The following is an 18,500-nucleotide window of genomic DNA, read 5'->3' as shown; positions in this document are numbered from 1 at the left end:
TGTTTTTACTGTAATTCATTGGCCTTTCGATAGGGGCCCTGGTAGTCAAATAAGCGCTCTGTTACTTGCCAGTGTTTTTTTTGTTTTTTCGCGATGACGAAATCGGGTGTTGGAAGATAAGGTAAGAAGGGTTCAAGCTCTTCTAGGGTGTCGAATTGAACGGATTGGATGCCATTGGCGATGCGGCGGCCGAAAAGGTCGTTAAAAGCCTGTCGTGACTTCTTGTAGTTAAAGCGAAACGTCTCAGACAGCGTTAGTCCATCTTCATCGTGATAGGTGATTTTGATGCTCTTGTCTTTTGCATCGATCTCCGGCGTAATGTCAGAGCAGCGCAATACCTTGTTGTTTTTTAGGTTTAGCGCACTTCTTAATAAATCGTCAGGGTCGATGAGCTTTTCTGAACAGTGTTGACACCGCCTTGCTGCAATGTCATTTTCTTCGTTGCAATAGGGGCAGCGTTTAAAGCGAAAGCGATACGAGCATTGCACTTCACCTTCAGCAGTTTCTATTAGCCCGTGACAGCGGCGTCCAAAATGTTCAATGATATTACCTTCGGCGTCTTTCCTCCCCCAAAATGTATTGGCGAAATCACATTCAGGGCAATGTATTTGCACGGCGACTGAATCTTGAGTTGGGCACTTTTCGCCAATCTCAGGTTGGAATATATTGTAGCCATTATTGGTGTAATCCAGAATCAAACAGTCTTTTTTACCCGGACTTAATCGTAGGCCGCGACCGACAATTTGTTGGAATAAACTAATGGATTGAGTTGGCCGTAAAATGGCGATTACGTCTACATGAGGCGCATCAAACCCCGTGGTTAGCACAGAAACATTGACGAGAAACTTTATCTCTTTGGCTTTAAACTTAGTTATTAGTGCGTCGCGCTGTTTGATTTTTGTCTTACCCGTAATGAGGGCCGTTTGTGCTTCTGAGAAGTAACTCGCAATCTCTTTGGCATGGTCTATTGTTGCCGCAAAAATCATCACGCCTTGTCGATCTTGACTGAGCTGGAGTATTTGTTCTGCCACTGCTTTGGTAACACGGGGGTATTTGTGGATGAGTTCATTTAAAGCAATATCATCGGTGTTTTGTTCACCGTCTAAGCTTTCTGTGAGAAGACTAAAGTCATAATGGGCAATAGCGGCATCATAATGAATCGGTGGCGTTAAATAGCCTTTTTTCACCATGTGTTGCAGAGGTAATTCAAAAATGCATTTTTTGAAAATAGAGTCTGTGCATTGACGAGTGTAGCCGTGGTAATGGCGATGATAAATCCAGCCACTTCCTAGTCGATACGGTGTTGCCGTTAATCCAAGGATTTTAACCTTAGGGTTGAGCGCCTTAAAGTGCTCGATAGTTTTGTTGTATTGGCCACTTTCTTCCATGCTGACCCGGTGGCATTCATCAATGATGATGAGGCTCGCTGGTTCATTGAACGCGGTGAGGTTCGCAGAAATGGATTGAATGCTGGCAAAGGTTGTTTTTGATGAGCTGTTTTTTTGGCTTAAACCGGCGGAAAAAATACCAGCGGAAGCGCCTGTGGCAAGAAACTTAGCGTGATTTTGTTCTACCAGTTCTTTAACGTGAGCAAGGCAAATGACTCGCCCCTTTGCAAGGCGGCTCAACTCTGCAATAACAAGGCTTTTACCCGCGCCAGTAGGAAGAACAATAACAGCAGGATCGTCACTGCTGCGAAAGTGAGTGAGAGACGCCTCAACGGCTTGATTTTGATAGTCTCGTAATATGAATGGTTGGCTCATCTTATTTTAAATCTATGTGGCGAAATCTTGATGTGTTGTCTGTTGGGCTACAGTATCATAGCCGCAGTCGCTATTTTGCCTTTTTGCACGTGATCTTTTTATAAGTGATGAACTTATCTATGCCTATCGAAGTCCAGCCAGTTAAAAGTTTGTATGTTGAAAACTCCATTCCTGCGTTCAGTCGAGAAGAACCGTTTTCTAATCTGCTAATGGATCTACAAACAAAAGGCTGGAGTGTTCAGGATGACTTTTTTTCAACGGAGTTCACTCAGGCTTTGATGGATGAAGTGGAGAATATTCACATCGCCTACATGCAGCAAGCAGGCGTAGGGCGAAAACAAGATCATCAAGTGGTTTTAGATACTCGCCGTGACTATATTCAATGGATCGACCCGGACAAACCCATAAAAAAAGATTTTTTGAGGGCGATGGAGGGATTACGCGTGGCGCTTAACCGTCGATTGTTTTTGGGGTTGTTTGATTATGAGGCGCATTTTGCTCGTTATGAAAAGGGCGCTTTTTATGAAAAGCACCTAGATGCCTTTAAAGGTGAAAGTAACCGTATTTTGTCGACTGTTTTGTATTTGAACGAAGATTGGCAGGACGGAGAAGGTGGTGAGTTAGTTATCTACGATGAGAACGATCCAGTGATTGAAATAGGGCGTTTTTACCCAAAAAAAGGACGCTTTGCAGTTTTTCTGAGTGAGTGCTTTTATCATGAGGTTGTTGTGGCCAATCGAACTCGTCACAGTATTGCGGGTTGGTTTCGCATTAATAACACCACCGGCATGACGCTTGATCCAGATCAATAAAACGATATGTTTGTTTTTAATCCACATGATGTATTAGATTTTTATAGTGATAGCCTCGAAAAGGTTGTTATAAATCTCTATAATGCGCGCCTTGTTTAATTGCTCTGGTTTTACGTTCCAGATCGCATAGGAGAAAGAATATGTCTAACGTCGTTGTTTGTGCCCTTTATAAATTTGTTGAACTGCCTCATTTCGAGTCCATTCGTGAACCGCTTCAAAAAACATTAGAAGATAATGCAATTCGTGGCACTTTGTTATTGGCAAGCGAAGGCATTAACGGCACCGTGGCAGGGCCTCGTGAAGGAATTGATGCCTTATTGGCGTGGTTGGATCAGCAGCCCGGCCTAGACAATATTGTTTCTAAAGAGTCTTATGACGAAAGCATGCCGTTCTACCGCACCAAAGTGAAGCTTAAAAAAGAAATCGTTACTATGGGTGTTGAAGGGATCGACCCTAAACGCGTCGTAGGCACGTATGTTAAGCCAAACGAGTGGAATGCTTTGATCTCTGATCCCGACGTGATCTTAGTGGATACTCGCAATGACTATGAAGTTCAAATCGGTACCTTTAAAAATGCGGTTAACCCTAAAACTGATACGTTCCGCGAATTTCCTACCTATGTAAAAGAAAACCTAGATCCTGCTAAGCACAAAAAAGTCGCCATGTTTTGTACGGGCGGCATTCGCTGTGAAAAATCCACAGCGTACATGTTGGAGCAGGGTTTTGATGAGGTTTACCATCTTGAAGGTGGCATCTTGAAATACTTAGAAGAGGTGCCGAAAGAAGACACTATGTGGGAAGGAGACTGTTTTGTGTTTGATAATCGCGTCTCTGTTAACCACGATCTAGAAAAAGGCAAATATGACCAATGTCACGCTTGTCGTATGCCAATCACAGAAGACGAAAAACAAGACGAACGCTATGTTCAGGGTGTGAGCTGTGTGCATTGCTTTGATAAATTTACCGACGAGCAACGCCAGCGTTTCATCGAGCGTGAGCATCAAGTTCAACTTGCGCATGCTCGTGGTGAAGAACATATCGGTGCGGAAGTGCTTGGTGCTGTTGAAAAACATCGCGCTGAAAAAGTGTTGGAAAAAGAGCGTCAGCGTAAAGTGCGTGCAGCCAAAGCGAGCTAGTCTACTTGGAATTCGCCCGACTATGTTGGGCGTTTTTTTGTTCTAAATACAAGCTATTGATCTTTATAGTGAAGTTTTTTGTTATTTCTCTCTATTACCTGTCGTACAGTAGACTAAGAGTGGTTTCGAAATGCTTCGGACTGCCGTACAATAAAAAATCGCTTTTTATCAGCCAGTATCCATCATGAGTTATCAAGTTTTAGCACGTAAATGGCGCCCGCAGAATTTTCTTGAAATGGCTGGGCAAGACCACGTACTTCAAGCGTTGGTGAATGCTTTACGCCAACAGCGTTTACATCACGCCTATCTGTTTACCGGAACACGCGGTGTTGGTAAAACCACCATTGCCCGCATCTTTGCTAAATGCTTGAACTGTGAAACCAATGGAATTTCACCTGAACCTTGCGGCACATGCGATAGCTGTCGCGAGATTGCGGAAGGTCGTTTTATTGATCTTATCGAGGTGGATGCGGCGTCTCGTACCAAAGTAGAAGATACCCGTGAATTACTGGAAAACGTGCAGTACGCGCCGACTCGCGGCCGTTTTAAAGTCTACCTGATAGATGAAGTGCACATGCTGTCCACTCACTCTTTCAATGCCTTATTAAAAACACTGGAAGAGCCGCCAGAACACGTTAAATTTTTATTGGCGACAACCGACCCGCAAAAACTCCCTGTCACTGTGTTATCCCGTTGTTTGCAATTCAATCTTAAAAACATGACACCACAGCGCGTGGTCGATTATTTGCAAACTGTGCTTAATGCAGAAAAGGTCAACTTTGATCAGCCCGCGTTATGGCAAATAGGTCAAGCGGCGAATGGCAGTATGCGTGATGCGTTGAGTTTGACGGATCAGGCAATTGCATTTGGTAATGGCACCATTTCTGAATCTGGCGTGACGGCTATGTTGGGCCTGATTAACCAAGCTCAGGTGTTGGACTTATTGGAAGTGGTTGTCTCTAAAAATGCCGCACAAGTGCTGTCTCTTATAGAGCAGCTTGCTGATTATCAACCTGATTTTACGGCGATTTGTGGTAGTTTATTGGATACCTTGCATCGCGTAGCGATAGAGCAACAGGTGCCGGGTGCTCTGGCTGATCAGCTTGGGGATTTGGTTAGAATTCAAACTATTGCTGCCAATGTAAGCTCTGAAGAAATACAAGTTATGTATCAGAGCTTGTTGATTGGTCGTCGTGATTTATACCTGGCGCATTCAGCCCGTGCTGGCTTTGAAATGCTGATGTTAAGGTTAATTGCCTTTCGTCCTGTGCCACCTATGGTGATGAGCCATAACGCGCCGGCAGCAATACAAACAGCGCCGGAAGTTGATGCCCCGTCGCACGCCACAACAGAAAAAAAAACACCCGACGATGAGTTAGTAGATATTGCCGTCGATGACGCGGTAGAAACGCCATCGACATCCACCGTGCTGGCGACACCGACAACAATAATAGACAAAAAAGAAGCGCTTGCTTCTGCTGTCGCGGAACATCCACCTTGGGAAGACGCACCAGAAGAGTCTCCTACCGAAGCATCGGTTTCTTTTGAAGAAGAAAACATTGAACCACTGGTTGAGCCACAGGCCGTTGAGGTGAAAAAATCGATAACACAGGTTTCACCAGAAGACGTTACATTCGCTGAAACGACAGCATTACAAGACGCAGAGTCGTTACAAGAAAGAGAACCGTTAGAACAAGCAGAGCCGCAAATAGAAGAGCGGTTGGTGGCGATTGAGCCAGAGCCGATTCTATCATCGGAACAAGACTGTAAGCCGTTCGTCGTCGCAGAAGCCGAGTATTTAGACGCGGCGACAGACGAGGATGATGAGGACGAAGAGGAAGCCGAAGAGCGAGAAATTGCAGATATCATTAATCCCTTTAATCCAGCAGCAGACTTAGTTGATGCATTAGGGGCGGAACCTATTGCCTCACCGCAGATCGAAGAAAACAAAGAGCCTGACACGCGGTTGTCAAAAGTCCCTGATACTATAGCACAACCAGCATTAGCGATGCCGATGCCAGCGTTAAGTCACTATAATGAATTGACCATGAAGCTATGGTGGCTGGTGGCGCCGCGTTTATCTTTGACGGGATTGGTACAGAATATTTTAATGAATTCCAGCTTGGTGGATGCCAGTGATCAAGGCATTCGTTTGGAAGTACCTTTGGAATATGGGCACATGCTTAATCAAGCACGCTACGAGCAAGTACAAGGGGCATTAAGCGATTTTTTCGCTATGTCTGTGCCTTTGATCATAGATACGGTGGAAGACACCAGTGGTGTGACGGCAGAGGAATTTGCAGCGAGTAAACGCGCGGAAGCCTTGCAGGTCGCTATCGAACATTTAAATTCACATCCAGTTGTACAAGCGCTATCGGCTACGATGGGTGCACAGTTGGTTTACGATACAGTTAAAGTTAAAGCTTAATTTGGAGAGAAAGTTATGTTTAAAGGTGGTATGGGTAACATGATGCGCCAAGCGCAGCAAATGCAGGAAAACATGCAAAAGGCGCAAGAAGAAGTTGCCAACATGGAAGTCGAAGGTCAAGCGGGCGCTGGCCTTGTCAAAATTGTGATGACGGGCCGTCATGATGTAAAGCGTGTATCTATTGATGACTCTTTGTTCGCGGATGACAAAGAAATGCTAGAAGACTTAATTGCGGCCGCGGTTAACGATGCGGTGCGTAACATTGAAGTGAGTCAAAAAGAAAAAATGGAATCTGCAACGGCGGGTATGTCCTTGCCATCCGGTTTCAAAATGCCGTTCTAGGAGTTTGCTTTGTTCAGTCCCTTAATAAAAGAATTAATTGAATCATTGCGCTGTTTACCAGGCGTCGGTCCAAGATCGGCTCAGAAAATGGCGCTGTATTTATTGGAGCGTGGTCATCAAGGGGCCGATAGACTAGCGAATTCATTGCGTGAAGCGCTCGACAAAGTCGGGCGTTGTTCAAGTTGTCGTACATTGACGGAAGAGTCAGAGTGTCAACTTTGCCGAGATCCCGAGCGCGACGCTAAGCGTCTGTGTATTGTTGAAACGCCAGCGGATGTTGTGGCGATTGAGTCGGCGGGCACTTACACAGGACGTTACTTTGTTTTATTAGGGCATTTGTCACCGATTGATGGCATTGGTCCTGAAGAGTTAGGCTTAGATCGTCTTGAAGCCTTGGTACAGCATAACGAAGTAGAAGAGGCGATTATTGCCACTAACTCGACGGTAGAAGGTGAAGCCACTTGTCACTATATCGCCGAGAAATTAAAAACATTGAACATCAATGTCAGTCGAATCGCTCATGGAGTTCCTATGGGTGGTGAGCTGGAATACGTTGATGGGAATACTCTGGCGTTGGCGCTAGAGGGACGGAAGAAACTCTAGTATGAATGATCAAGATGATGCTCTGAATATTATTTGGGTTGCGGATAACGAATCGCTGGCGACATGGTGTGATTACTGGGCGCAGTTACCAGTCATTGCGGTCGACACGGAATTTATTCGTCGCACGACCTATTTTCCTATTACGGGGCTCATTCAAATTAGTGAAGGTGATAAAGCCGTGCTAATTGATCCATTGAGTATTGACGAATGGGAACCGCTTCGAGCGTTAATGGTGAATCCTTCTGTGATGAAGGTATTTCACGCTTGTTCTGAAGATCTCGATGTATTTGATCGTTTATTGGGCGTATTACCAATACCGTTTTACGACACTCAGATCGGTGAAGCCTATGCGAGCGCCCAATGGTCATTGAGTTATGTGAAGCTGATTCATGAATATTTGCAGATCGAAGTTGCAAAAGACGAAACGCGTTCGGATTGGGTTCAACGTCCATTGACCGATGCACAAAAACGTTATGCGGCGCTAGACGTTGTGTACTTGGCAAAAATGTATCCAATGCAAATTGCCCGCTTAGAAGAAAAAAACATGCTTGAGTGGGTGTTGGAAGACTGTGAGTCGCTGAAGTGGCAATATCAGATGAATTCTGACCCTGAGCAGAATTGGGCTGGTATTAAAACGGCGTGGCGTTTGTCTCCAGCCGGTTTAACACTGTTGAGGTTGTTGTTTATTTGGCGTGATGAGCAAGCTCGAAAAGAAGACGTTCCTAAAGGTCAGATATTAAAAGATCGTACATTATGGTCTTTGGCGAATACCTTACCGACTCATCATAAAGCGGTTTCTGAGGCAGAAGAACTGACTGGACGTCAACATCGTTTATACGGTGAGGTGATCTTACAAAATGTCGCTTTGGTAAACGAATTGTCTGCGGATGAGTACCAGTTGCCGTTGGATGTGCCGTTGCCTTCTCAAGCGGGAGATTTAACCAAATCGATTAAGTCTTTTGTTCGTGAACAATCTGAAACATTAAAGATTGCGCCAGAAGCCATGATGAAGCGTAAACTGTTAGATCCTTTAGTGCGACACTTGTTTGACGGTAGTCCTGTGGACTGGCAGAACCCTGCCATAAAAGGGTGGCGACGAGACGTTATTGTTGATCCCATATTAAATACATTCAAAAAATAGAAAAGTTTAAAAAGCCCTAACATGGCGAATAACTCGCCAAGAGAAAATTATGAAACAGCATTTAATTGTACAAGTATTTCGCTCTTCAAAACATGATGGGATGTACTTGTATGTAGAAAAAAGCCTAGGTCTTAAAGACATTCCTGAAGAGCTAATGACACGCTTTGGAAAGGGGATTAGCGCAATGGTCGTGCTGCTAACAGCAGAAAGTAAGCTGGCGAGAGCGAATCCTGAAAACGTCATTAAAGGCATTCGGGAAAAAGGTTTTTACTTGCAGCTACCGCCAGTAAAAGAAGAGTATCTGTTGGATTTGTATAAAACTCCGACACAAGCTGTGTATTAACTACTTGGGTTCAGATAATGATTGCAAAGCGTTACGAGCCTTTTTGGAAAACCACGCCACTGGAGAAAATGTCTCCTGTAGAGTGGGAGTCTATTTGCGATGGTTGTGGTAAATGTTGTCTTCAAAAGTTGCAGGATGATGATACAGAAGAGGTCTTTTATACCAATCTTTCTTGTCATCAGCTGAATGCTGCAAGTTGCCAATGTAAGGTATATGAGACTCGGAAAACGGAAGTGCCGAGCTGTATTACGTTAACACCGGATCAAATTGATGAGTTTCAATGGTTACCAGATACCTGCAGTTATCGCGTCTTACATGAAACGAAAGCGTTGCCAAATTGGCACCCTTTGGTGGTTGGTAGTAACAAAGAAATGCTTCGACAAGGATTGACGGTTCGACACTATGCCGTGAACGAGCAAGCAGTTGACGAAGATGAATGGGAAACCCATATTATCAAGTGGGTACATGGTACACCCGAGCCGTATGATATAACTTAGTTGCGGTGAATGGTCGCTAATTTCAGCAAAGTAGTTCAAGGAGTTCGCAAACGTGAAGTGGTTGAAAATAAATACTGTGTTGTTATCGGCTGTATTGTCCTTTTGGGTGCCGTTGAGTCAGGCGGACACTCAATTCCGCGTTATTGTGGATGCTTCTGGCAGTATGCTGATCAGTGATCCTGATAAGCTCACCTCGGAAGCGCTTCGTCTTATATCAAATCTCGCCCCTGAAGAAAAAGCGTCCTTAGGCATTTGGTTGTTTGGGGAAGAGCCTCGTGTGCTGTTACCAGAATCTATCGTCAATAAAGCCACAAAGTCTAAATTAGCCAGCTATGTAAACAGCTATGTCACGCAGGATGTCAAAACCGACCTAGAAGCCATTATTAGACTCTTGCTGGACACACCGGACTCAGGAAACTTAGCGCCTGAATTTAACCGTCACTGGATTCTGGTGACGGACGGCATGGTTGATATTAGTTTGGATGAGGCGGTAAACAAAACTTCACGTAACCGTATTTTAAATGAGTTAATGGTTAGGTTGGAAGAGCGAGACATTCATCTTCATACAGTGTCTATGACTGGTTATACCGATAAAGACCTACTTGAATCTCTTTCGCTAAGAACCGATGCAACTCATACAGAAGTGGCCATTCCAGAAGATTTACTCGATACCTTTGATCGAATTTTTACACAGGCATCACCCTCTGATGAATTGCCATTTGATGGTAATCAATTTGTTGTTGACGATGCAATTGATGAGCTAACGCTAGTGGTGTTTCATGACAATGGTATACAACCACATATCGTTAAACCCGATGGCTCGCTTTTGTCTCTGGTTACTTATCGTGATGCTTCTGTTGCGGCATCGGACCATTACACACTAATCACAGTGCGTAAGCCGGATGCGGGTGTGTGGAAAGTTAATAATGTCGACTTTGAGCGTAGCAGCATTAGGGTGATTACCAACCTAAGTGCGCAAGCGACTAAAATTGCTCCCATTATATTTGTGAATGAACCAATTTATTCAACCGTTGGTTTGTTCCAAAAAAACGTGATTATTAAAGACGATAATATTCTGAATTTGGTGACGGTAAAGCAAACTTTAGTACGTTTGAGTGGAGAGCAAAAAGAAACCATTTTGTCTCACGATATGGCACGAACCAATGGACAATTTAAGCTGCGTTTAGAAGGCATTAGCGAGCCGGGTAATTATGAATTGGTGAGTCTGTTGGATGGCAAAACATTTTCGCGACAGCTCAGCCAATATTTTACCGTGCATCCTGCTATCGACTTTAAAGGCACAAACCCAGGTGGTAACTTAATTGCTTTTTCAGCCCATCCAGTCAACCTGAAACTGAATGTATCACGTTCAAATGTAAAGCTTGAGTTTACCTACAACAATGGCACGACTGAAACAGAAGAGATGCCATTGGTTGGCCAAGGTTATTGGGAAAAAATTATTCCAGTGTCCGCGGACGATAATGTGAAAGTTCGAGCTAAGCTCATTGGTATGACCCAAACTGGATTGCGTTTCGACTATTGGACACCCTTTTGGCACTTTAACCGGAAAGGGGATGAAGCGCCGACGGTAAGGTTGGACGATATTGATCCTACTAGCATGTTATTAATGTCAATCCCTTCATCCAATAGAGACTTGATGCCAGTCATGGTTCTTCCTGCGGTCTCGGTAGTTGATGAAGCAGAAGAGAGTGGTAAGCAGTCTTCTGAACTTGATGCCGCTGACCTTGAAGTGTCAGATGTTGATAAGACCGTTGAAAAGACGGATAGCTTGTCAAAAACAGAATGGATGATGTACATAGGCTTAAATCTGGGCGGTATTTTAATTATCGCCACTGGTATATTTTTGTATCGCCGTATGCAAAAAAACAAATCCCTTAAGAGTGATGATACAGACGATGTGTGAGTTATTGGGCATGAGTGCCAATGTGCCAACTGATATTTGCTTTAGCTTTTCTGGTTTACGCGCTCGTGGTGGGCGTACTGGTCCTCATAAAGATGGCTGGGGAATGGCCATGTACCGTGATACTAATGTATGGACATTACATGATCCAAGCCCAAGTGCGGACTCAGACATAGCAGAAGTGATTAGTAATACATCATTAAAATGTGACATCGTCATTAGCCATATTCGACAAGCCAACGTGGGTGCGGTGTGTTTGTTAAACACGCATCCGTTTAGCCGCTTATTGTGGGATAAAACTTGGTCTTACGCGCATAATGGACAACTTGAAGATGCAAACACACTGCCTATCACACAGTATCATCCACTAGGTAACACAGATTCTGAGCGGGCTTTTTGCTGGATCATTGAGCAGCTTCAAGCTCACTTGGGCGAAAGCGAACCATCACTGGACGAAATATCAACCATACTGTCGGAATTAGCCTTACAACTAAAGAGTCGTGGTGTGTTCAACATGATGTTGTCTGACGGTGTACGCTTATATTGTTTCTGTACCACCAAATTGCACTGGATCACCCGACGCGCACCGTTCAAAAAAGCCACTTTATCCGACGAAGACGTCATTATTGATTTCAAAGAAGTTACCACCGACAAAGACGTCGTCACCGTGATTGCGACACAGCCTTTGACACATGACGAGACTTGGCAACAAATGGAAGAAGGTGAATTGTGTGTTTTTGAAGGCGGCGAAGTAGTTTGTCAGATTAAAGCTAACTAAACTTGCGGTAACCAATCGTCTTCCTCTTTCTTTAAGGAGAAGAAGGAAGGCTGTTGGTTAAACGTTTGGTCAGAAAATATTTCGCTGTGACTGGCCTGTTTAGTGGGACAGACAGTTATATAGCTTATAAATCTGTTTGGTTTAAGTCTGTACAGCAGTTAATTTTGTACGATATGAACAACTATCCTTATAGATAACTTTTAATGATTGTGCATGTGTTGTGATTGCAAGTCTTCTTTGTTCATGGATATTTTGACTTAAATGACCCGCTTTAGTGTGACTGTCTGATTCGTCTGAATATCAAAGATTAATTGTCGTAGTATATCGCTTACGATTGGCATAACTTCGTTTGCGTGTTCATTAATGAAGAAATGGCCGCCGTTGAATATGTGCGACTTAATTTCAGCTGAAAAATGCGTTTGCCAGTGCTTTATTTGTAGTTCAGTGTCTTTGAAATCACTCTTTCCGTTCAAAATGGTTGCGCCAATGGGTAAAGGGTTTGGCTTGATTGGTTTGGTCGATTCCGCAAGACAAAAGTCGGCTTTTATTGCTGGAAGAATTAGCTGCATGAGTTCATTATTTTCAAGGATGTTTTTGGGGGTGCCCCCGATTCTTTTAAGTAACTCGACAAATGCACAGTTAGACATGCTAGAAGTATTTATCTGTATTCTTTTTAAATCAGGTGAGAGTGCACCTGAGGCGATAAAATGAATGGGAAGCGTTTTCTGACGGGCATAAAATCGATACGTTAACTCAATCGCAATTCTTGCCCCAAGGCTATGTCCCAAAAACACAAATGGAACGGCGTTGGCGTTATACGTAGAGAACTCTATTTCCAATGTATTGAGTAGCGAGTCTATATTCGACTGTGGTTGCTCCGTAATACGCTCACCACGCCCCGGTAACTGCAGAGCTAAAACCTCTATATTTTGGGGAATGGATTTTGCCCAGTGATTAAATATCCGGGCATTCCCGCCAGCGTACGGAAACATGAAAAGTCGAAGAGCTGGAAATGGGCAAGCCTTGATGGTTTGAAACCAAGTGGAAGACGACATAAAAAATCCTTTTTTTATTCCCTAGGCATCCGGGCAACTCGAATTCGAGATGCCCGAAATACCGAAGCAAAATTAAATTGCTAAGGTAGTAGCCTTATGTAGTTGAAAGTAACTCACGAGTCACTTCAATGTGTTTGGTTGCAGAGACTGATTCCGTTAATCCAAGTGAAAAGTATTTCTTGGTATAGTCTTTACCCATGTGGTGCTGAAAGTTTTCTTGATCTGTAAAAACCTCCCAGAGAACAAACATCTCAGAATCTTCAGGAGTTTGGAATACCTTAAATACTTCACAGCCGGGCTCTTTTACGGTTTCTTCAATCAATTCGACAATGGCTTCGCGTAATTCCTCCGACTTACCAGGGATCGATTTGATGAATGCGGTAATTTCAATTTTTTCGCTCATGATATTCTCCAAGAATAATGTGTTTTATCTATTTGTTGATGCCTGTCATAGCGGCTTCTGGATAGCGCCCACCTGAAACGGATTCGTCTGAAAAATGAGATTGCAATTCTGTCAGCTCTTGCTTGGAAAGAGATACTTCAAGGCTCGCGAAGTTATCAATCAGGTACTTTTCACGGCGAGTACCCGGAATGATGTGGATGTGTTCATCTTGGTGCAGGACCCATGACAAAGCGATTTGTGCCAACGTACAGTTTTTTGCTATAGCTAATTCTTTAAGCGACGAAATCAAAGCCAAATTTTTCTGAATGTTTTCATCTGAAAAACGAGGTAGGTACTGTCGAGCATCACCTTCTCGCTTAATAGTTTCTGCAGTAAGTTCCCCTGTCAATAATCCGCGACTCATTGGACTGTATGCAACAAACGCGGTGTTGTTGGCCTTACACATTTGCAATATACCGTCTTCGGGACCTTTGGAGAGCAATGAGTACTCAGTTTGAACCGCTGCAATCGGATGAACTGAGAGAGCCTTCGAATAGGTTTCGATTGAGACCTCGCACAGTCCAATACCTTTGATTAATCCCTCTGACACCAATTCAGATAAAGTAGAAACTGTTTCTTCAATAGGAGTCGAGAGATCTTTGCGGTGCACATAGTACAAGTCTAAGTAGTCAACTCCGAGGCGATCCAGCGATTTATAAATTGCCTCACGTATGTACTTGCGACTACCATCGACCACTCGAGATAATCCGTCTCCTGGGTCACGCTTAATACCGAATTTTGATGCGATAAAGAGATCTTGTCGGTTATGAGATTTGATAAACTTGCCGAGTAATTCCTCGTTGTGACCCATGCCGTACATGTCAGCAGTATCAAAATGTCGGTATCCGATTTCAACGGCTCTATCTAGGATTTCGAGATTTTTATTTTCATCGTTTGAACCATAAAATTCACTCATTCCCATACAGCCCAAGCCCACACGGGGGATTAAACTACTGACTAAGATTCCTTGTTTTTTCAATTTTTCTAATGTCATATTTTACCCCTCTGTCAACAATTCTTGGCTGAATAGCACGCCACCCATACCGCCAAATGTGGAAATAAATATTTTTTCAAAATCGGTTGGCAGTGACGCTTGTACACTACTTTTTTCGCTTAGGTGTTTGCCCCAGTTCAACACTTTAGGGAACTGTGAAATTGGATTTTCACCCGAGATGCTGGTTAAAATATCTTGTCGTTTAAAAATGGGGGCAAAAGCCGCATCAATCAGACAAAAGTCTGTACCGTTAAAAAATGGTTCGTGCACTAAGGCCGCTTCTAACTTAGCGAGAGAGCTCTCATATTTACTCCGCATTTGTTCTAATTGACTATTAGTTTCGCTTCTTAGGTAATTGAATTGATCCATAATAAGTTCGCTTCCAAATTCAATCCAACTTCGATTGATGGCATGTGTTAGCGAGTTTTGAGGTCTTAGCGAATCTTCAGTAATATCATCGAAGTATTCCATAATCACCGAAGACTCAAAGACGGCTTTGTCCCCTACACGCAAAACAGGTACTTTGCCGAAGGGTGAAACGTTGTGAAACCAATCAGGTTTATTTTTCAAATCAATGTAAGTGACTTTTAGGTCGACGGATTTCTCTTGCGCCACTATGGCCGTTCGCTGCACAAAGGGGCACAGCTTAAAACTAATTAATTCTAAATCGGGTTGTGTGGGCATTGCTTAAGCTCCTTCTATTGAGGGTTGTTTTTGGGGTAGGGAGAATGTACTGAGTGTCAGGGCTAGTATGATGGCTATTGCACAAGAAAAACTGACTCCTAACCAGCCCCAATAAAACCAAACTGGTCCCAGAAAATAGCTGCCGAAACTACCTCCAGATAAACAGGCAAGCAGGTAAAATGAAGAGGCCGCTCCAATTTTGCTAGCATCTAGTACTTGGGTAATGTGAAAAAAAACAGCTGGCTGGCAGATGTAGATACCAGAGTACAAGAGTAATAATCCAATGAGCAAATGGGCAAATGTTGATGCGATACATAATAAAATGAGCGACAACAATGCAATGACAACACCAGTCAAAACCACTTTTTTGTAGCCGTGTTTTTGGGCTAAACCACCGGCCATCGGGGCGAGAAAGGCAGCAATTATACCCGGAAAACTAACCCACCCAATTTCGGCCGATGAGAAAGAGAAAGGTGGGCCGGTAAGGTGGTAGGTTAAGAATGTCAGTATGCCCAAGTAGGCAATGAACAACATAAACCCGGCGATACAACTTTTAAGTACAGCACCATTTTTTAGTAAGGTTAGTGATTGGATGTACTGCTGGAGCAGTGTTAATTGATCACTTTTATTTTTAGCGACAGCACCAAGAAAAAGTGTCATTACACAAACAAATACGACAAGACCTGCATAGCATAAAAATGCCCATTGCCAGCCTAAGGGCTCGGTGAGTAGCCCAATGGCAGCGCGACCAAAAATGATCCCGGTGACCGTAGCACTTAAACAAAATCCTAAGTATTTACCGCGTTTTTCTGGTGGTGCTATTTTAGTCATGTAGGGGAAAAATGTTGCAACGGTTCCTGCTGCAAAAACACCGACGCCTATTATGGCAATGTTAAATAGAACAAAGCTTGAACTAATACTTAACAAGGCAATAAAGACAGCTAATCCAAATAAATTTAAAACGGCCATGCGTTTTAAATTAAACTTATCGGTCAGTGGACCTATTAAAAAGAATGAAATGGCATAGCTTAAACTGACCAGACTGAATGAAAGACGAATGTCCGTCACTGCGTATTGAAACGAATTAGCTAATTCTTCAAAGATAGGTTGAATCATGACGATTGAACCTAGAGCCAACATAATTGCGCTACAGGCAATTAATGCGCTGCCGTACATTGAGACTTCGCGGCTCATTCAGTCACCTCCAGAATTTCCGGACTATTTGTCGTGTACTTGGCAAATGGTGAGTCTTTGAATTTCAACTGTGCGTGGATATCCCCACCTAAACCAAAATGACCAATTGCTCCCCCAAAACTCATTTGAGAGCTTATCCACAATACAATCACATCAATAATTCGATTGGCACCTTCTCCTTTTGGAAACGGGTTTGGCATTGTTGCTGAATACGCTGCTTTGCCATTTTTGTCGGTGACAAAAACATTAGGAACGCCCAGAACACCAGGTCGAGTTGGGTTTGTCGGATTAATATTATGTGTTCGCAAAGTCATCACCGTATATAGACTGTCGGGAATCAATCCTTCGAACTCAAAATCGAATAAGGCTTCTGTTTGTGACGTCGGAATTCGTAAACGCATGATACCTTTAGCTTGGCACCACTGCTTTAACGTAATCGGCGTAGTTATTTTTCGGCCATCTTCAGGACGAATATCTGGTATGTACGCTTCGTGCAAGGGGGCAGAAGGCCGTTCGTGCTCTGGTGCATTTGGTACTTGGTCTGGTGCAAAAACCATTGGGTAGTTATTGCAGGGGAGTGGAAGAGGGAGAGTGTGCAGAACTGTATCTGATGCATTTATCTCATCAGGAGACAATAGCTTAATGACATCATAAGGTTCTATTTTTCCAAACTCTGGCACTTTGGAACTCTGACTAACAATGGCGGTGCCCCACGTAATGCTGCGATCTTTTTGAATGATTTTTCCAATCACAACAAAATTTCCACCTTCATCCATAAGCTCACTAGGCGGGTAAAAGGGACCTTGTGTTGTGAGGTCCATAGTATAAATGTCGTCAATTAACATACAGTCTATCCTTGAATGTCTTGTGAAAAAGTTAATTTAAATCTGCTTATTATGGAGGCTAAAAAACTCAGGCTGGAATGAATTTCCATTTTCTGTCTTTAGCTAACTTTTTCATGGATTCTGAATGGCCAACTACTACAGGGTTGCCAACCTTTTCCATAAAGCAAAGGTCCGATTCATGGTCTCCATAGGCATAGCATTCGGATAAGTTAATATCTTTACCTTCAATGTGTTGTGAGATGACTTGCCATTTACCTTCGCCGATCACTTGCTGAAGTAAGTTGCCTGTGTATTTGCCATCGACCACTTCTAAATCTGAGCACAACAAATAATCTGCATTTGTATACTCAACAATGGGGGCGAGGATGTCTTTAAAAGAACCTGATACCAACACAAGTTCAGCGCCGTTTTCTTTATGTGCTTTATGCTCTTTTACCGTACCTTCCACAAAAAGATTGCCTTGCTCTAAAATACGTTCGAGCCATGCTTTGGCTGATTTCTGAAGGTCGGTTTGTTTAATGCCTTCAAACATCTCATAAAAGCGTTTATTGAGTACTTCGCGTTTTTGATTTGGATCTTTCACGAGGCGTTTGATTTCCAAGTACTCTTCTTTCTTTGGCTGAGCATCTTCATGAACGGTGTAGTCACTTTCGAATAGGAAGAAGTCCATGAACTTCAACATGCTCTTAAATTTGATGATGGTTTCGTCAACGTCTGAAAATACAATGTAATTCTGGGTCATGTTCTTGAATTCCTTTTATTTAAACAATGCAGGGCTATCGGCGGCCATAACTTGTTCAAATTCTTCCATAGGGGCTTTTTCGTAGGTCGAAAAAACGGCTTTTATTTTGCAGGCAGGTTCACTGACAACGTGATACATCGTTGCTTCAATCTCGAATTCAGTCTGGTAATTGCCTTTGATTTCATGCGAAATAATGGTGTAGTCCATTGTGATTGGTAGAGGGAATAAAAAGCTTGAATACACCGAATTCATTTCTTTCAATATAAAGTAAGGGCTCTTGTTGCCAGTGATGAAAAACCTCTCTGTGACACCAATGCATGATTGTCGAACAGCTTCCATTAGGATTGTGCCGTTAATATGTTCACCGGTTATGTGGTCGTTAAGTTCTGCACAGTTAGGATCAATCACAACGTTCATTTGATATTTACCCTCAGAAAGCTTTACTGGGACACTTATGTGACAGTTCTCCGGTCTGCGTTTATGCGCAATGTGGTGATCTTTCAATACAAAGTCTGTACCGGATAACACGCTTTTTAGATTGATGTGAAGAGCATTGAGATCATGAATGTCAGAGGCTGTTATGCCTTGACCTACCCAGTAGTTAACGCTTGGATCAATATCGCCCGATTGGAGTAGTAATTTGAATTGATCCAACAAGACAATGTTGGCTCCTTGAGCAAATCGAGTAAAACAGTTACCAACGATAAACTTTTTGTTCATAGTTATTTCCCTATATGTTATTCCTGAAGTGCAGTCATCACAGGTGATAAGAGTGAAACT

19 protein-coding genes are annotated in these 18,500 nt (G+C 43.2%); 10 read left to right on the top strand and 9 right to left on the bottom strand.

Features of this window, described 5'->3' with window-relative positions; genetic code table 11:
* Positions 1-5: 5 nt before the first annotated feature.
* Positions 6-1,763, bottom strand: coding sequence for a DEAD/DEAH box helicase (locus M3I01_RS11285; protein WP_275565075.1), 1,758 nt, complete (start codon positions 1,761-1,763; stop codon positions 6-8).
* Positions 1,764-1,882: 119 nt separating this feature from the next.
* Between M3I01_RS11285 and M3I01_RS11280 the strand changes: the two genes are divergently transcribed.
* From M3I01_RS11280 to M3I01_RS11235, 10 genes are all read left to right on the top strand, one after another.
* Positions 1,883-2,575, top strand: coding sequence for a 2OG-Fe(II) oxygenase (locus M3I01_RS11280; protein ID WP_255895976.1), 693 nt, complete (start codon positions 1,883-1,885; stop codon positions 2,573-2,575).
* Positions 2,576-2,715: 140 nt separating this feature from the next.
* Complete coding sequence (gene trhO, locus M3I01_RS11275) at positions 2,716-3,711, top strand: oxygen-dependent tRNA uridine(34) hydroxylase TrhO (protein WP_255895975.1); 996 nt, start codon at positions 2,716-2,718, stop codon at positions 3,709-3,711.
* 184 nt (positions 3,712-3,895) lie between these two features.
* On the top strand, positions 3,896-6,139 hold the full coding sequence (gene dnaX / locus M3I01_RS11270) for a DNA polymerase III subunit gamma/tau (RefSeq protein ID WP_275565074.1): 2,244 nt from the start codon (positions 3,896-3,898) through the stop codon (positions 6,137-6,139).
* 15 nt (positions 6,140-6,154) lie between these two features.
* Positions 6,155-6,481, top strand: coding sequence for a YbaB/EbfC family nucleoid-associated protein (locus M3I01_RS11265; RefSeq protein ID WP_255895972.1), 327 nt, complete (start codon positions 6,155-6,157; stop codon positions 6,479-6,481).
* 9 nt (positions 6,482-6,490) lie between these two features.
* Complete coding sequence (recR, locus tag M3I01_RS11260; protein ID WP_112139188.1) at positions 6,491-7,084, top strand: recombination mediator RecR; 594 nt, start codon at positions 6,491-6,493, stop codon at positions 7,082-7,084.
* Position 7,085: 1 nt separating this feature from the next.
* A complete protein-coding gene (gene rnd, locus M3I01_RS11255) occupies positions 7,086-8,225 on the top strand; it encodes a ribonuclease D (protein WP_255895971.1) in 1,140 nt (379 codons plus the stop codon).
* A 49-nt stretch (positions 8,226-8,274) separates the two neighbouring features.
* On the top strand, positions 8,275-8,568 hold the full coding sequence (locus tag M3I01_RS11250) for a YcgL domain-containing protein (RefSeq protein WP_255895970.1): 294 nt from the start codon (positions 8,275-8,277) through the stop codon (positions 8,566-8,568).
* A 17-nt stretch (positions 8,569-8,585) separates the two neighbouring features.
* Positions 8,586-9,065 (top strand): YcgN family cysteine cluster protein, encoded by a 480-nt coding sequence (locus tag M3I01_RS11245; RefSeq protein WP_255895969.1) that lies wholly within the window; start codon positions 8,586-8,588, stop codon positions 9,063-9,065.
* Positions 9,066-9,117: 52 nt separating this feature from the next.
* Complete coding sequence (locus M3I01_RS11240; protein WP_255895968.1) at positions 9,118-10,989, top strand: VWA domain-containing protein; 1,872 nt, start codon at positions 9,118-9,120, stop codon at positions 10,987-10,989.
* Positions 10,982-11,764 (top strand): class II glutamine amidotransferase, encoded by a 783-nt coding sequence (locus M3I01_RS11235; protein WP_255895967.1) that lies wholly within the window; start codon positions 10,982-10,984, stop codon positions 11,762-11,764. Before M3I01_RS11240 ends, M3I01_RS11235 begins: the two co-directional genes overlap by 8 nt.
* A 257-nt stretch (positions 11,765-12,021) precedes the next feature.
* Here the strand turns inward: M3I01_RS11235 and M3I01_RS11230 are convergent, their stop codons facing one another.
* From M3I01_RS11230 to M3I01_RS11195, 8 genes are all read right to left on the bottom strand, one after another.
* Positions 12,022-12,819 (bottom strand): thioesterase II family protein, encoded by a 798-nt coding sequence (locus M3I01_RS11230; protein ID WP_255895966.1) that lies wholly within the window; start codon positions 12,817-12,819, stop codon positions 12,022-12,024.
* Between the two features lie 94 nt (positions 12,820-12,913).
* Positions 12,914-13,222: a putative quinol monooxygenase gene (locus M3I01_RS11225; RefSeq protein ID WP_255895965.1), complete on the bottom strand. Its 309-nt coding sequence runs from the start codon at positions 13,220-13,222 to the stop codon at positions 12,914-12,916.
* A 28-nt stretch (positions 13,223-13,250) separates the two neighbouring features.
* Positions 13,251-14,255 (bottom strand): aldo/keto reductase, encoded by a 1,005-nt coding sequence (locus tag M3I01_RS11220; RefSeq protein ID WP_255895964.1) that lies wholly within the window; start codon positions 14,253-14,255, stop codon positions 13,251-13,253.
* Between the two features lie 3 nt (positions 14,256-14,258).
* Positions 14,259-14,939, bottom strand: a complete 681-nt coding sequence (locus M3I01_RS11215; protein ID WP_255895963.1) for a glutathione S-transferase family protein — start codon at positions 14,937-14,939, stop codon at positions 14,259-14,261.
* 3 nt (positions 14,940-14,942) lie between these two features.
* Positions 14,943-16,133 (bottom strand): MFS transporter, encoded by a 1,191-nt coding sequence (locus tag M3I01_RS11210; protein WP_255895962.1) that lies wholly within the window; start codon positions 16,131-16,133, stop codon positions 14,943-14,945.
* Complete coding sequence (locus M3I01_RS11205) at positions 16,130-16,978, bottom strand: hypothetical protein (protein WP_255895961.1); 849 nt, start codon at positions 16,976-16,978, stop codon at positions 16,130-16,132. Before M3I01_RS11205 ends, M3I01_RS11210 begins: the two co-directional genes overlap by 4 nt.
* 67 nt (positions 16,979-17,045) lie before the next feature.
* On the bottom strand, positions 17,046-17,720 hold the full coding sequence (locus M3I01_RS11200) for an HAD family hydrolase (protein WP_255895960.1): 675 nt from the start codon (positions 17,718-17,720) through the stop codon (positions 17,046-17,048).
* A 15-nt stretch (positions 17,721-17,735) separates the two neighbouring features.
* Complete coding sequence (locus tag M3I01_RS11195; RefSeq protein WP_255895958.1) at positions 17,736-18,440, bottom strand: AfsA-related hotdog domain-containing protein; 705 nt, start codon at positions 18,438-18,440, stop codon at positions 17,736-17,738.
* Between the last annotated feature and the right edge of the window lie 60 nt (positions 18,441-18,500).

Origin of the sequence: Marinomonas maritima, from assembly GCF_024435075.2 — a bacterium.
GTDB classification, from domain to species: domain Bacteria; phylum Pseudomonadota; class Gammaproteobacteria; order Pseudomonadales; family Marinomonadaceae; genus Marinomonas; species Marinomonas maritima.
The sequence above is the reverse complement of the archived record's forward strand: the minus strand, read 5'-3'. Positions and strand labels throughout refer to the sequence as shown.

Excerpts from the sequence above, each read along its gene's own strand:
- M3I01_RS11285 (WP_275565075.1), bottom strand. The coding sequence starts at position 1,763 with ATGAGCCAACCATTCATATTACGAGACTATCAAAATCAAGCCGTTGAG.
- M3I01_RS11280 (WP_255895976.1), top strand. The coding sequence starts at position 1,883 with ATGCCTATCGAAGTCCAGCCAGTTAAAAGTTTGTATGTTGAAAACTCC.
- trhO (WP_255895975.1), top strand. The coding sequence starts at position 2,716 with ATGTCTAACGTCGTTGTTTGTGCCCTTTATAAATTTGTTGAACTGCCT.
- dnaX (WP_275565074.1), top strand. The coding sequence starts at position 3,896 with ATGAGTTATCAAGTTTTAGCACGTAAATGGCGCCCGCAGAATTTTCTT.
- M3I01_RS11265 (WP_255895972.1), top strand. The coding sequence starts at position 6,155 with ATGTTTAAAGGTGGTATGGGTAACATGATGCGCCAAGCGCAGCAAATG.
- rnd (WP_255895971.1), top strand. The coding sequence starts at position 7,086 with ATGAATGATCAAGATGATGCTCTGAATATTATTTGGGTTGCGGATAAC.
- M3I01_RS11250 (WP_255895970.1), top strand. The coding sequence starts at position 8,275 with ATGAAACAGCATTTAATTGTACAAGTATTTCGCTCTTCAAAACATGAT.
- M3I01_RS11245 (WP_255895969.1), top strand. The coding sequence starts at position 8,586 with ATGATTGCAAAGCGTTACGAGCCTTTTTGGAAAACCACGCCACTGGAG.
- M3I01_RS11235 (WP_255895967.1), top strand. The coding sequence starts at position 10,982 with ATGTGTGAGTTATTGGGCATGAGTGCCAATGTGCCAACTGATATTTGC.
- M3I01_RS11230 (WP_255895966.1), bottom strand. The coding sequence starts at position 12,819 with ATGTCGTCTTCCACTTGGTTTCAAACCATCAAGGCTTGCCCATTTCCA.
- M3I01_RS11225 (WP_255895965.1), bottom strand. The coding sequence starts at position 13,222 with ATGAGCGAAAAAATTGAAATTACCGCATTCATCAAATCGATCCCTGGT.
- M3I01_RS11220 (WP_255895964.1), bottom strand. The coding sequence starts at position 14,255 with ATGACATTAGAAAAATTGAAAAAACAAGGAATCTTAGTCAGTAGTTTA.
- M3I01_RS11215 (WP_255895963.1), bottom strand. The coding sequence starts at position 14,939 with ATGCCCACACAACCCGATTTAGAATTAATTAGTTTTAAGCTGTGCCCC.
- M3I01_RS11210 (WP_255895962.1), bottom strand. The coding sequence starts at position 16,133 with ATGAGCCGCGAAGTCTCAATGTACGGCAGCGCATTAATTGCCTGTAGC.
- M3I01_RS11205 (WP_255895961.1), bottom strand. The coding sequence starts at position 16,978 with ATGTTAATTGACGACATTTATACTATGGACCTCACAACACAAGGTCCC.
- M3I01_RS11200 (WP_255895960.1), bottom strand. The coding sequence starts at position 17,720 with ATGACCCAGAATTACATTGTATTTTCAGACGTTGACGAAACCATCATC.
- M3I01_RS11195 (WP_255895958.1), bottom strand. The coding sequence starts at position 18,440 with ATGAACAAAAAGTTTATCGTTGGTAACTGTTTTACTCGATTTGCTCAA.